Source organism: uncultured Methylobacterium sp. (assembly GCF_964244095.1).
GTDB lineage: Bacteria > Pseudomonadota > Alphaproteobacteria > Rhizobiales > Beijerinckiaceae > Methylobacterium.
Genome location: NZ_CAXTHR010000009.1, coordinates 1 through 12,207, shown reverse-complemented (window position 1 = coordinate 12,207; position 12,207 = coordinate 1). Strand labels below are relative to the sequence as shown.

At 73.0% G+C, this 12,207-nt stretch carries 11 protein-coding genes; 7 read left to right on the top strand and 4 right to left on the bottom strand.

Annotation, left to right across the window (positions count from 1 at the left end; all coding sequences use genetic code 11):
• Positions 1 to 28: 28 nt before the first annotated feature.
• Entirely contained in the window at positions 29 to 454 is a 426-nt protein-coding gene (locus ACFE86_RS02900) for a nuclear transport factor 2 family protein (protein WP_375453829.1), read from the bottom strand.
• Between the two features lie 186 nt (positions 455 to 640).
• On the opposite strand from ACFE86_RS02900, the gene ACFE86_RS02895 reads away from it, so the two are divergent.
• The 4 genes from ACFE86_RS02895 to ACFE86_RS02880 are packed head-to-tail and all read left to right on the top strand — an operon-like array spanning position 641 to position 6,108.
• Positions 641 to 1,822 (top strand): ABC transporter substrate-binding protein, encoded by a 1,182-nt coding sequence (locus ACFE86_RS02895; protein ID WP_375453828.1) that lies wholly within the window; start codon positions 641 to 643, stop codon positions 1,820 to 1,822.
• 10 nt (positions 1,823 to 1,832) lie between these two features.
• A complete protein-coding gene (locus tag ACFE86_RS02890) occupies positions 1,833 to 2,702 on the top strand; it encodes a branched-chain amino acid ABC transporter permease (protein ID WP_375453827.1) in 870 nt (289 codons plus the stop codon).
• Position 2,703: 1 nt separating this feature from the next.
• The gene (locus ACFE86_RS02885; RefSeq protein ID WP_375453826.1) at positions 2,704 to 5,196 is read left to right on the top strand and encodes an ATP-binding cassette domain-containing protein; all 2,493 of its coding nucleotides are present in this window, start codon (positions 2,704 to 2,706) and stop codon (positions 5,194 to 5,196) included.
• Positions 5,197 to 5,226: 30 nt separating this feature from the next.
• The gene (locus tag ACFE86_RS02880; RefSeq protein ID WP_375453825.1) at positions 5,227 to 6,108 is read left to right on the top strand and encodes a polysaccharide deacetylase family protein; all 882 of its coding nucleotides are present in this window, start codon (positions 5,227 to 5,229) and stop codon (positions 6,106 to 6,108) included.
• 42 nt (positions 6,109 to 6,150) lie between these two features.
• Here ACFE86_RS02880 and ACFE86_RS02875 read toward each other — a convergent pair whose 3' ends face one another.
• Both ACFE86_RS02875 and ACFE86_RS02870 read right to left on the bottom strand, forming a co-directional pair.
• Entirely contained in the window at positions 6,151 to 7,089 is a 939-nt protein-coding gene (locus ACFE86_RS02875; RefSeq protein WP_375453824.1) for a dihydrodipicolinate synthase family protein, read from the bottom strand.
• A 100-nt stretch (positions 7,090 to 7,189) separates the two neighbouring features.
• Complete coding sequence (locus tag ACFE86_RS02870; protein ID WP_375453861.1) at positions 7,190 to 8,230, bottom strand: YeiH family protein; 1,041 nt, start codon at positions 8,228 to 8,230, stop codon at positions 7,190 to 7,192.
• Between the two features lie 202 nt (positions 8,231 to 8,432).
• Between ACFE86_RS02870 and ACFE86_RS02865 the strand changes: the two genes are divergently transcribed.
• On the top strand, positions 8,433 to 8,678 hold the full coding sequence (locus tag ACFE86_RS02865; protein WP_375453823.1) for a hypothetical protein: 246 nt from the start codon (positions 8,433 to 8,435) through the stop codon (positions 8,676 to 8,678).
• 196 nt (positions 8,679 to 8,874) lie between these two features.
• Here ACFE86_RS02865 and ACFE86_RS02860 read toward each other — a convergent pair whose 3' ends face one another.
• Positions 8,875 to 9,384: a MarR family winged helix-turn-helix transcriptional regulator gene (locus ACFE86_RS02860; RefSeq protein ID WP_375453822.1), complete on the bottom strand. Its 510-nt coding sequence runs from the start codon at positions 9,382 to 9,384 to the stop codon at positions 8,875 to 8,877.
• A gap of 120 nt (positions 9,385 to 9,504) precedes the next feature.
• Here ACFE86_RS02860 and ACFE86_RS02855 point away from each other — a divergent pair, with 120 nt between their 5' ends.
• Both ACFE86_RS02855 and ACFE86_RS02850 read left to right on the top strand, forming a co-directional pair.
• On the top strand, positions 9,505 to 10,779 hold the full coding sequence (locus tag ACFE86_RS02855) for an amidohydrolase/deacetylase family metallohydrolase (RefSeq protein ID WP_375453821.1): 1,275 nt from the start codon (positions 9,505 to 9,507) through the stop codon (positions 10,777 to 10,779).
• Positions 10,776 to 12,207 (top strand): xanthine dehydrogenase family protein molybdopterin-binding subunit (locus ACFE86_RS02850; RefSeq protein ID WP_375453820.1); only part of this gene is annotated, 1,432 nt, incomplete at its 3' end. The genes ACFE86_RS02855 and ACFE86_RS02850, both read left to right, overlap by 4 nt.

The following is a 12,207-nucleotide window of genomic DNA, read 5'->3' as shown; positions in this document are numbered from 1 at the left end:
CCTGCCGCTCCCGTGTCCCGGCCGGCGATCAGGCCGTGATCCCGTGCCGGGCGAGCAGCCGCTCGGCGCTGTCGTTCCAGACCTCCATGGTCACGATCAGCCCGTCGCGGACGGTGAAGCGGTCGACGTAGCGGTTGTCCGCGAACGGCGTGCCGTCGGGCCACGCGCCGTACAGCGTCCCGAGGCTGTAGACCGTGGTGAGCCCGTCGCCCGGCACCACGTCGAGGCGCTCCATGCGCTTCTTCACCCAGGCGTAGCGCCCGGCATTGAAGGCCGTGACCTCGCGTGGGTGGTGGAAGCTGCGCGCGCCGGTGAACATGATCATGATCCCCGGCGCCATGTAGCCGGCCGCCCGCTCGGGATCGGGCACCATCGAGGCTTCGAGATAGGCGGTGACGGTCGCCGCGTCGCGCGCCGCCGTGGCGTCGATCGCTCGGGGGGTCGGGTCGGTCATCGCGGCATCGCCTCCTCAAGCCGACCCTAACGGCGGCAGGGCCGTGGTGGCGTGCAAGAAGTGTACGCGGCCTGGCGGAAATCGAGGCAGCGCACCCGCGTCATCCGCACGGGACCGGTGCGTTTCTGACGCGGCCGTCGTGGCACATGGGTTGCTGGCCCTGGCGCATCCCGCCGGAGACCGTCCATGCGCATGCGCCCCACGCCCGCCCTGACCCGCCGCCTGGCGCTGGCTGCGGCCCTGCTCGTCTCGACGCTGCCCGGTGCGCAGGCGGTGGAGCCCGTGAGGATCGGCCTCGTCACCGCGCTGAGCGGCCAGTCGGCGAAATCCGGCGAGGCGATCTCCCGCGGCATCGGGCTGGCGATCGACGAGATCAACGCGGCCGGCGGCGTGCTCGGGCGCCCGCTGGAGCTGGTGGCGCGGGACGACGAGGCCAACCCGTCGAAGGGCGTGCTCGCGGCGCGCGAGCTGATCCAGCGCGTCGGCGTCGTCGCGGTGATCGGCGGCCTCGACACGCCGGTCTCGATGGCCATCGTGCCGATCGCCAACCAGATGAAGGTGCCGTTCCTCGGGCCGTGGGCGGCCGGCACCGGCATCACCCGCAACGGCGCCGCCGACAACTACGCCTTCCGCGTCTCGGCCGTGGACGCGCTGGTGGACGAGGCGCTCGTCGCCTACGCGACCCGGACCTACGCGGCCAAGAAGCCGGGGATGATCCTGGTCAACAACGCCTGGGGCGAATCCAACCAGCAGGGCCTGACCGCGGCGCTGAAGGCCGCCGACCTGCCCAGCGCCGGCATCGAGAAGTACGAGGCCGCCGACGTGGACATGGTGCCCCAGCTCACCCGCCTGAAGGAGGCCGGCGCCGACACCCTGTTCCTCGTCGGCAATGTCGGCCCCTCGGCGCAGGTGGTGAAGTCGCTCGACCGCATGGGCTGGGCGGTGCCGGTGGTCTCGCATTGGGGCCCGGCGGGCGGGCGCTTCGACGAGCTCGCCGGCCCGAGCGCGGGCAAGGTCCACTTCATCCAGACCTTCACGTTCGCCGGCAACGCCGCGCCGAAGGCGCTCGCGGTGCTCGACGCGCTGAAGCGGAAGTACCCGGCGATCCGCTCGATGGCGGACGTGACGCCCGCGGTCGGCATCGCCAACGCCTACGACGCCACGCACCTGCTGGCGCTGGCGATCAAGGCCGCCAACGCGACCACGGGCCCGGAGGTGCGCGACGGCTTCTACAAGGTCGCCACCTATCCCGGCCTGATCAAGACCTACGACAAGCCGTTCGCCCCCGGCCGGCACGACGCGCTCGGCCCGCAGGACTACGTGTTCACCCGCTTCAAGGACGGCGAGATCGTCGCGGTGACGAACTGATCCTCCTCGCGTGCTGACCGGAACCCTCGTCACCGGCCTCGGGCTGGGCAGCATGTACGGGCTGATCGCGCTGGGCTTCCACGTCACCTACGCGGTGTCGGGCACGGTGAACTTCGCGCAGGGCTCGGCCGTGACGCTCGGCGCCGTGCTCGGCTACTGGCTCGGCGTGAGCCTGGGCTGGCCGATGCCGCTGGCGATCCTCGCCGCGCTCACGGGCTGCGCGCTGCTCGGGCTCGTCGTCGAGCGGCTGCTGGTGCGGCCCTTCGTCGAGCGCGGCTCGGATGCGTGGCTGCTCGCCACGGTCGCCGGCGGCATCGTCCTCGACAACGCGGTGCTGTTCACCTTCGGCAAGGAGCCGCGCAGCCTGCCCTCGCCGCTCGCCGTGGCGCCGGTGCAGATCCTCGGCGCCGGGGTCTACCCGCTCCAGCTCGTCATCCCCGTGGTCGGGCTCGCCGTCGCCGTCGCGATCCGCACGGTGTTCCGGAGGACCGATCTCGGGCGGGTGCTGCTGGCGGTGGCGCAGAACGCGGACGCGGCGCGCCTGATGGGCATCGACGTGCGGCGTGTGGTGGCCTGCGCCTTCGCGCTCTCGGCTCTGCTCGCGGGCATCGCCGGCCTGCTCATCGCGCCGCTGTTCTCGGTCTCGGCCGAGATGGGCGCGCTGTTCGGCCTCAAGGCCTTCGCCGTGGCGATCCTCGGCGGCATCGGCTCGGCCACCGGCGTCGTCGTGGCGGGGCTCGTCTACGGCCTCGTCGAGGCCACCGTCACCGCGACGCTCGGCTCGTCCTACACGCAGCTCGCGGTGTTCTCGGGCATCATCCTGGCGCTGGCGCTGCGGCCGGACGGCCTGTTCGGGCGGCGCGCCGTCGACAAGGTCTGAGATGGGGCGCCTGCACCATCCGGCGGCGATGCCGCTCGCCGTCGCCGCGCTCACCGCGTCGGGCCTCGGGCTGATCGCGGCGAGTTCCGGCTACGCCCACTTCGTCATCGCGCTGGTGGCGCTCACCACGATCGGCGGCGTCGGCCTCAACGTGCTGCTGGGGCTGACCGGGCTGATCTCCTTCGGCCATGCCGGCTTCACCGCGATCGGCGCCTACGCGAGCGCGATCCTCACCGGCGCCGGCCTGAGCTTCTGGCTGGCGCTGCCGGCGGCCGGGCTGCTCTCGGCGCTGGTCGGCGTGCTCCTGGCGGTGCCGGCGATGCGGGTGAAGGGGCCGTATCTCGCCATGGTGACGATCGCCTTCGGCTTCGTCGTCGAGCACGCGCTGATCGAGGGCGGCGCGCTGACCGGCGGCCAGAACGGCCTCGTCGTCACCGCGGGTCCGAGCCTGTTCGGGCGTCCCTTCGCAGAGCGCGAGCTGGCGATCCTGGCGGTGCTGGGCGCCGGGGTAAGCCTCTACGGCTTCCACCGCCTTGCGCAGAGCCGCCTCGGCCGGGCGATGCGGGCGGTGCGCGACGCCGACATCGCCGCCGCCTCCCTCGGCTTCGACCCGGTGCAGGTGAAGACCCTGGCATTTGCGATCTCGGCAGCCCTCACGGGGCTCGCCGGTGCCGTGCTGCCGCCGCTGATGCTGTTCATCGCGCCGAGTTCGTTCCCGTTCTCGCAGTCGATCCTGTTCGTGCTCGCCGTCGTGGTCGGCGGCGCCGGCACGGTGCTCGGGCCGCTGTTCGGGGCGCTGGTCACGGTGCTGCTGCCCGAGACCCTGTCGGGGCTTGCCGAGTACCGGCTGCTGTTCTTCGGCCTCGCGACGCTGGTCGTGCTCCGGCTCGTGCCCGCGGGCCTCGTCGGCAGCCTGTCGCGGCTGATGCCGGGCCGGCCTGACGTGCGTCCCGCCGGAGACGCGGACCCCGCCGCGTTCCTTGCCGCCTTCCTTGCAGCCTTCCCCGGCGAGGGCCGGCGCGAGGCCCTCGTGGTCGAGGGCCTCGGCATCGCCTTCGGCGGCATCCGCGCGGCGGAAGGCGTGTCGTTCACGGCGGCCTGCGGCGCGGTCACCAGCGTGATCGGCCCGAACGGCGCCGGCAAGACCACGGTGCTCAACATGATCTCGGGCTTCTACGGCCCGCAGGCGGGCACGGTCCGCCTCGGCACCCGCGACCTCGCCGGCGCACCGGCCGAGCGGATCGCGCGGGCGGGCATCGCGCGCACCTACCAGACCACGCGGCTGTTCGGCTCGCTCAGTGTCGCCGACAACGTGGCGCTCGCCTTCGCCCCCGGCCGCCTGCTGCGCCGGGCCGGACGGGACGACCGCGCGACGGCCGCCGCCCTGCTGGCGTTCACCGGATATGCCGGCGCCCTCGACCGGCCGGCGGGCGAACTGCCCCATGTCGACCGGCGCCTCGTCGAGATCGCGCGGGCGCTGGCCGGCCGACCGCGCGTGCTGCTCCTCGACGAGCCGGCCGCCGGCCTCACCCGCGCCGACACCGACCGCCTCGGGGGCCTCCTGCGCAGGATCGCGGCCTGCGGCGTCGCGGTGGTGCTGGTCGAGCACGACATGCCGCTGGTGATGGCGGTGTCCGACCACGTCCTGGTGATGGATGCCGGCCGGCCGATCGCCGCCGGCCCGCCGGCCGCGATCCGGCACGACCCGGCGGTGCTGCGCGCCTATCTCGGCGGCGCCGACACGCCGGCGCGGCCCCGCGCGCACCCGTGGAGCGGGCCCGCGGACGCCGTGCTCTCGGCGCGCGCGCTCACCGCCGGCTACGGCGCCGCGCCGGTGCTCGACCGCGTCTCCCTCGACGTGCGGCCGGGCGAGACCGTGGCGCTGCTCGGCGCCAACGGGGCGGGCAAGTCCACCGCGATGCGGGCGCTCGCGGGGCTGCTCCGCCCGGTCGCGGGCTCGATCGCGCTGGAGGGCCGCGCGGTCGCGAGCCTTCCCGCGCACGCGATCGCGCGGCGCGGCCTCGCCCTGGTGCCGGAGGGGCGGCAGGTGTTTCCCGAACTCAGCGTCGTCGAGAACCTGCGGCTCGGCGCCCACGGCCGCGCGGAAACGATCGATCCGGCCGAGATCGAGGCGCTGCTCGACCGCTTTCCGCGCTTGCGCGAGCGCGCGGCGAGCCGGGCCGGGCTGCTGTCGGGCGGCGAGCAGCAGATGCTCGCCATCGCCCGCGGGCTGATGGCGCGGCCCCGCATCCTGCTCCTCGACGAGCCCTCGCTCGGCCTCGCGCCCGCGATGATCAACGCGCTCTACGCGGTGGCGGCGGAGCTGCGCGACCGCGGCGTGACGATCCTCATCGTCGACCAGATGGCCGCGCTCGCCCTCACGGTGGCCGACCGCGGCTACGTGCTGGAACAGGGCCGCGTCGCCGCCGCCGGGCCGGCAGCGGAGCTTGCGGCGAACGCCAGCCTGGAGGCGGCCTATCTCGGGGCGGCATGACCCGTCCGCCACACGAGGAAGTCACGACGCATGGACACACGCACAGGCCACGGCCGCTACGGCTACAGCGCATTGCCCGACCGGGCGCCCTACGACTGGCCGGAGGGAAAGCGCCTCGCGGTCTACGTCGCGCTCAACCTCGAGACCTTCGATTTCGGCTCCGGGCTCGGCGCCGAGCTGGCGCCGGGCGGCCCGCAGCCGGACGTGCTGAACTACGCGTGGCGCGACTGGGGCAACCGCGTCGGCGCGTGGCGGATCAAGGCGATGCTGGACGACCTCGCGCTCCCGGCGAGCGTGCTCGTCAACAGCCGCCTCTACGCCGACTGCCCCGGCCTGATCGAGGCGTTCCGCGCCCGCGGCGACGAGATCGTCGGCCACGGCCGCACCAATGCCGAGCGCCAGGGCGGCCTCGACGAGGCGGCCGAGCGGGCACTGATCGCCGAGGCGACCGCCCTGCTCACCGAGCACGAGGGCAGGCCGCCCGCCGGCTGGCTCGGGCCCTGGATCTCGCAGTCGCGGGTCACGCCCGACCTGCTCGCCGAGGCCGGCTACCGCTACCTGCTCGACTGGGCGCACGACGACCAGCCGGTGTGGTTCGCCACCCGCGGCGGCGGGCGCATCCTCTCGCTGCCCTATCCGCAGGAGCTGAACGACATCCCCGCGATCGTCGCCCGCAAGGAGACCGGCCGCCAGTTCGCCGAGGCGATCGGCGACGCCTTCGACGAGATGCTGGAGCAGTCGCGCGCCGCGCCCCTGGTGATGGGGATCGCGCTGCACCCCTACATCGTCGGCCAGCCGCACCGGCTGAGGCCGCTGCGCGCGGTGCTCACCCGCATCGCCGCCCGCCGGGACGCGGTCTGGCTCACGACGGCCGGGGCGATCGCCGAGCACGCGGCCGGGGTGACGGGCTGAGGCGCGCCCCCGGCGCCGAGGCGGCGGGCCGCCGCGCGGGCCTCAGAGCGGCCGCACCGCCGCGCGGGGATCGTGCCTGGCCAGCCGCGCGAGCAGGTACTCGACCTCCGCCACGGCCCTGGCGCTCATCGCCGCCCCGGGCCGGCGCTGGGCGTCGGAGGCGATCAGGCCGCGGCGCGCCATGACGTACTTGCGCACGGCCAAGCCGATGCCGGGCTGCTGCTCGTAGCGCAGCAGCGGCAGGTGCGCGTCGAACAGGTCGTGGGCGGCCTCGCGCGCGCCCGAACCCGACAGCCGGACCACGTCGGCGAGCATGTCCGGGAAGGCGTAGCCGGTCATCGCGCCGTCGGCGCCGCGCTCGCACTCGAAGTCGAGGAACAGGCCGCCGTTGCCGCACAGGATCGATATGCGCCGCATCGACCCCTCGGCCTCGAAGCCGCGCAGGCTCGAGATCTTCTCCAGGCCCGGCCAGTCCTCGTGCTTGAGCATCGCGCAGGACGGGTTGTCGGAGACGATCCGGGCGATCACGCCCGGCGTCATCACCACGGAGAAGTTCAGCGGGTAGTCCTGGATCACGAACGGCACGTCGGCGCCGATCGCCTCGGAGGCTTGAGCATAATAGGCGACGATCTGATCGTCGGTGCGCAGCGTGTTCGGCGGCGCGATCATCACCCCGGCCGCCCCCGCATCCATGGCGCTGCGAGCGAGCGCGGCCATCGCGGCAAATCCCGGCGCCGAGACGCCGACGATCACCGGCAGCCGCCCCGCCCGCGCGATGAAGCGCCCAGCGACGGCGAGCGCCTCATCAGGAGCGAGCTTGGGCGCCTCGCCCATCACACCGAGCACGGTGAGGCCGGTGGCGCCGCTGTCGGCATAGAAGTCGGTCAGCCGGTCGATCGAGGCGAGATCGATTGCGCCGCCCGCGTCGAACGGCGTCGGGGCGATCGGGAAGACCCCGCGTTCGGAAGCATTCAGGCGCATGGTCGTTGTCCTTGGCGATCGGGGGATGGTGCCGGCAAGCGATAGGCCCTCCCGCCCTATACCCGCCCGCCGCGCTTCGTCGAAGGGGCCGTGCCCCCGCTCAGCCGATGCCGAGCCCTCGGATGAGCAGCAGGCTGATGGCGACGAGGACGACGAGCGAACCGGTGACGGCGGCGGTGACGCGGCCCCCGACGCGGGCGAGGACGCGCACGTCGACGCCCAGGCCCAGCGCCGCCATCGAGACGATGGTGAGGAGGCCGGCGAGCCGCGTCATCGCGCCGGCCGCAACGTCCGGGATCAGGCCGAGCGAGCGCAGGGTCGCGAGCACCAGGAACCCGACGATGAACCACGGCACCAGCGTCGTCGGGCTCAACCGTCCGGGCCTCGGCGCGGCGCCGCCCTCGGGGGGCAGCCTCCGGGCGACGAGCGAGAAGGCCAGCACCACCGGTCCGAGCATCAGCACGCGCACGAGCTTGACCAAAGTGCCGACCTGCGTGCTCACGAGCCCGACCGGCACGGTGGCCGCGAGCACCTGCGGCACGGCGTAGACCGTCAGCCCGGCGAGCACCCCGTACTGGTGCTCCGAGAGGCCGGCGAGCGGCACGAACAGCGGCAGCCCGAGCACCATCAGCACGCCGAGCACCGCGGTGAAGGCGATCGCGGCGGCGACGTCCCCGGCCGCGGCACCGATGACGGGGGCGACGGCGGCGATGGCCGAGTTGCCGCAGATCGCGTTGCCGCAGGCGACCAGGATCGCCATCCGGGCGGGAAGCGCCAGCAGGCGGCAGAGGCCGTAGCTCGCTACGAGCGTCAGCGCCACGGTGGCGACGATGCCGGCGAGCAGCGCCGGGCCGGAGGCGACGATCGCGCCCAGGCTGAGCGAGGCCCCGAGCAGGGTGACGGCGAGTTCCAGCACCTGCTTGGCGCCGAAGGCGATGCCGCCGCGGAACCGTTCGCCCGGCGTCCAGGCGCTGCGGATCGCGACGCCGAGGAGGATCGCCACGACCAGCGCCTCGACGTAGGGATGCTCCAGCGCCTGCTCCTCGATCGCCTGTAGTCCCATCGCGAGCGCGGTGACCGCCCCGCAGACGAGGAGGCCGGGCCAGAGCTGGACGCTGCCCCTCGCGGACGGACCTTGCATCGGCGCCCTGGGCGGCGCCTCGACCGAAGCCGGCTCTGCGGGCACGTGACCTCTCGTCCGTGGGATGCCGGACCCCGGCACGGGGCGGTCGGAACAAACTTCCGCGCGGGGAAGCCGGCGGAGAAGAAGTCTCTCCTTGCCGCGGAATCTTCGGAAGACGCAACCCTTGCTCCGGATGGGTCCGAACCCGACGTTCCATAGTATGACAACCCCGTTCGAGCGACGCGTGCCGGCCTACGATCCCTTCGGCGAGCCGATGAATTGCGCGCGCGCGTCCGCCGGAGCCAAGGCCTTCGGCGAGACCCGCGGTTATCGCGAGACGCGCCGCGCCGCCCTCGTGTTCTGGGCCCTGGCGCTCCTGTTCCTCGGGGGCCGGATCTACCTGTCGGACCAGCCGGCGCCGCACGGCGCCGTCGCGGAGGCCGGCCAAGCGACCGTCCTGCGCTGAGGGCCGTCCCAGTTGCGATCGGCCGGTCAGGCAGGCCGCGCCGCCTAAGGCGTAGCGACGCGCCGGGCCGCACCGGATCAGTGCGTCGGCGATGTGCCGTTCCACCGCCGCGAGGTTCAGGTTCGGCATCGGGCTCCAAGCCCCCGTCGGGCAGCGCACCGCGGCGGAGCCGTGGGGTGCGAACGCGGTTCCGGGTTCAGACCTGTGGGTCGGCCACGTCCCGGCACCCGGCATGGGCCGTGGTTAGCTTCTTCATCAAGCGCACCAAGGTCTCCCGCTCGTCCGGCGCGAGGGCGGCCACGGTCGCGGCGTGCGCGTCGCGGGCGGCCACGGCCATCGTCGCGTGCAGGTCGCGGCCCGCCTGCGTCGGCCGGCACGCCTGGGCGCGCCGGTCGGCGGTCGAGGTCGTCCGGCTGACGAGGGCGCGCGCCTCCAGGCGCTTCAGGGCGCCGGTGGTGGTGGTCCGGTCGAGGGCCACGGCGTGTGCCAGCGTCGTCTGGTCGGCCTCGCCGCGCTCCACCAACTCCGAGAGCAGGCTGTACTGCAACGGCGTGATGCGAAAGGCGGCACAACGCTCGGAAAACAGGCCGACATGGATCTGGTGAACGCGCCGGGCCAGGAAGCCCGGCCGGTCGGCGAGCGGCCAGGACGGCGCCGTGTCCGCATCCGCCGGCTCCGGATTTCCGCCTGCACGCCCGCATTCCATCGCCGTCCGCTCCCATGGCTGCGTGTGGCACGCAGCCTGCTTCAGGATAATTACGAAGCATACTTCGCTTTTCGACGCAGCCGATCGCCGGCCCGGCCGGCACCACGACGAGGAAGCCCGATGGACGAGTCCCGGTTCGACCTGCTCCTGCGCGGCGGGCGCGTGATCTGCCCGGCCTCCGGCATCGACGGCATCCGCGACGTGGCGATCCGCGACGGGCGCATCGCATCGGTGGCGGAGGCGATCATCCCCTCCGCGGCGACCGAGGTCGTCGACGTATCGGGCAAGCTGGTGCTGCCGGGGATGATCGACACCCATGCCCACGTCTACCAGTACGTGACCGGCCGCTTCGGCCTGCCGCCGGACATGGTCGGCGTGCGCTCGGGCGTCACCACGGTGATCGACCAGGGCGGTCCCTCGTGCATGACGCTGCCGGGCTTCCGCAGCTTCATCGCGGAGAAGGCCGAAACCCGCGTCTACGCCTTCCTCTCCGCCTACCTTGTCGGCGGCCTGGAGGGGCATTTCTACCCCAACCTCTACAGCCCGGACGGCGTCGACATCGAGGCCACGGTGAAGGCGGCGACCGAGAACCGCGACCTCGTGCGCGGCATCAAGGGGCACGCCGAGATCGGGGGCTTTGCCCGCTGGGGCATCAAGGTGATGGAACTGGCCGCCGAGATCAGCCGCCGCGCCGACCTGCCGCTCTACGTGCATTTCGGCCAGCTCTGGGGCCTGCCCGAGAGCGGCGCCAACGGCGAGGACGCTAACACCATAATGGAGCGGGTGATCCCGCTGCTGCGCCCCGGCGACTTCCTCGCCCACCCGTTCACCCGGCACCCGGGCGGCTTCATCAACGAGGACGGCGTCGTCCACCCGATCATCCGCGCGGCGATGGATGCGGGCCTGCGCGTCGACGTCGGCCACGGCAGCCACTTCTCCTACCGGGTCGCACGCGCCTCGCTGCCGGCGGGCGTGATGCCCTACACGCTCGGCGCCGACATGCACGGCTACAACACCGAGGTGCCGAAGCCCGCCGGCACGCCGGACGAGCACCACGACGACGAGAACCACCCCTTCCTCGGCCAAGCGCGCTTCAGCCTCACCCAGGCGATGAGTTCGATGATGGCGCTGGGCCTCTCCCTGGAGCAGGTCGTGCCGATGGTGACCTCGCACCCGGCCGAGATGCTCCGGCTCTCCGACCGGATCGGCGCGCTGACGCCCGGTTTTTCCGCCGACGTCTCGGTGCTGCACGACCATCGCGGCCGCTTCCTGCTGCGCGACAACGAGGACACGCGGGTCGTCGCCGAGCGCCTGCTCCAGCCGGCCTTCTGCCTGCGCGCGGGCAAGCGCTTCGATGCCGACTCGCCGATCCTGCCGCAGGCGATCGCGGCATGACGGGTCTCCCGATCCTCGGCGAGGGGGTCGGCGCCCGCCTGCCGCGCAAGGAGGACGACCGCCTGATGCGCGGGCGCGGCCAGTATGTCGGCGACATCCGCATGCCGGGGATGCAGGACGTGGCCTTCGTGCGCAGCCCGGTGGCGCATGCCCGCATCCGGGCGATCCACGTGCCGGAGGCGTTCCGCGGCCGGGTGTTCACCGCCGCCCACCTCGACGGCGTGCTGCCGATCCGCGCCGTCTCGGGCCTGCCGGGCTTCAAGGTCTCGGAGCAGCCGGTGCTCGCCACGGGCAAGGTCCGGCAGGTCGGCGAGCTCCTGGCCTTCTGCGTCGCGCCGACGCGGGCTGAGGCCGAGGACATCGCGGCCTCGATCGTCCTCGACCTCGAAGAGCTTCCGGCCGTCCACGACATGCTCGCCGCCCGCGAAGCCGGATCGGCGCTGGTGCACGAGCATTGGGGCGACAACGTCTTCCTGGAGACGCAGGTCGACGTGAACTTTTCCGCCGCGCTCGATGCGCCGATCCGGGTCTCGCGCACGATCTCCACCGCGCGGCAATGCATGGCGCCGATCGAGGGCCGCGGCGCGGTGGTGCATCTCGACCACCGCGCCGACCAGCTCGTCGTCCATTCCGCGAGCCAGATGCCGCACATCGTGCGCAACGGGCTCTCCGAGTGCCTCGGGATTGAGCAGGGCCGCATCCGCATCATCGCGCCCGACGTCGGCGGCGGCTTCGGCTACAAGGGCATCCTGCTCGCCGAGGAGATCTGCCTCGCGTGGCTGGGCTTGCGCTGCGGCCATCCGGTGCGCTGGCTGGAGGATCGGCGCGAGCACCTCACCGCCAACGCCAATTGCCGCGAGCACCATTACCGCATCACCGCCTACGCCGAGCGCGACGGGCGCTTACGCGGCATCGACTGCGAGGCCACCGTCGATTCCGGCGCGTATTCCGCCTACCCGTTCTCGGCCTGCCTGGAGGCGGCGCAGGTCGCGAGCATCCTGCCCGGCCCCTACGACTTCCCGAGCTACCGCTGCCGCACGTGGTCGGTGGCGACGAACAAGTGCCCGATCCTGCCCTATCGCGGGGTCGCCCGCACCGGCGTCTGCTTCGCGCTGGAACTCGTGCTCGACGCGGTGGCGCGGGAGGCCGGCATCGAGCCTTGGGTGGTGCGCGAGAGGAACCTCGTGCGGCCGGAGCAGATGCCGTTCGACAACATCACCAACAAGCACTTCGACAGCGGCGACTACCCGCAGGCGCTGGCGCGCGCGCTCGAAGCCATCGACCTGCCGGCGCTGCGCGCACGCCAAGCCGCGGGCGAGCCGGACGGGCGCCGGATCGGCCTCGGCCTGGCGATCTACTGCGAGCAGGCGGCGCACGGCACCTCGGTCTATTCCGGCTGGGGCATCCCGATGGTGCCGGGCCACGAGC

Bases quoted from the DNA above. Each gene is read 5' to 3' on its own strand.
- ACFE86_RS02885 (WP_375453826.1), top strand. From the start codon at position 2,704: ATGGGGCGCCTGCACCATCCGGCGGCGATGCCGCTCGCCGTCGCCGCG.
- ACFE86_RS02860 (WP_375453822.1), bottom strand. From the start codon at position 9,384: ATGGAATGCGGGCGTGCAGGCGGAAATCCGGAGCCGGCGGATGCGGAC.
- ACFE86_RS02875 (WP_375453824.1), bottom strand. From the start codon at position 7,089: ATGCGCCTGAATGCTTCCGAACGCGGGGTCTTCCCGATCGCCCCGACG.
- ACFE86_RS02865 (WP_375453823.1), top strand. From the start codon at position 8,433: ATGACAACCCCGTTCGAGCGACGCGTGCCGGCCTACGATCCCTTCGGC.
- ACFE86_RS02895 (WP_375453828.1), top strand. From the start codon at position 641: ATGCGCATGCGCCCCACGCCCGCCCTGACCCGCCGCCTGGCGCTGGCT.
- ACFE86_RS02900 (WP_375453829.1), bottom strand. From the start codon at position 454: ATGACCGACCCGACCCCCCGAGCGATCGACGCCACGGCGGCGCGCGAC.
- ACFE86_RS02855 (WP_375453821.1), top strand. From the start codon at position 9,505: ATGGACGAGTCCCGGTTCGACCTGCTCCTGCGCGGCGGGCGCGTGATC.
- ACFE86_RS02870 (WP_375453861.1), bottom strand. From the start codon at position 8,230: ATGCAAGGTCCGTCCGCGAGGGGCAGCGTCCAGCTCTGGCCCGGCCTC.
- ACFE86_RS02880 (WP_375453825.1), top strand. From the start codon at position 5,227: ATGGACACACGCACAGGCCACGGCCGCTACGGCTACAGCGCATTGCCC.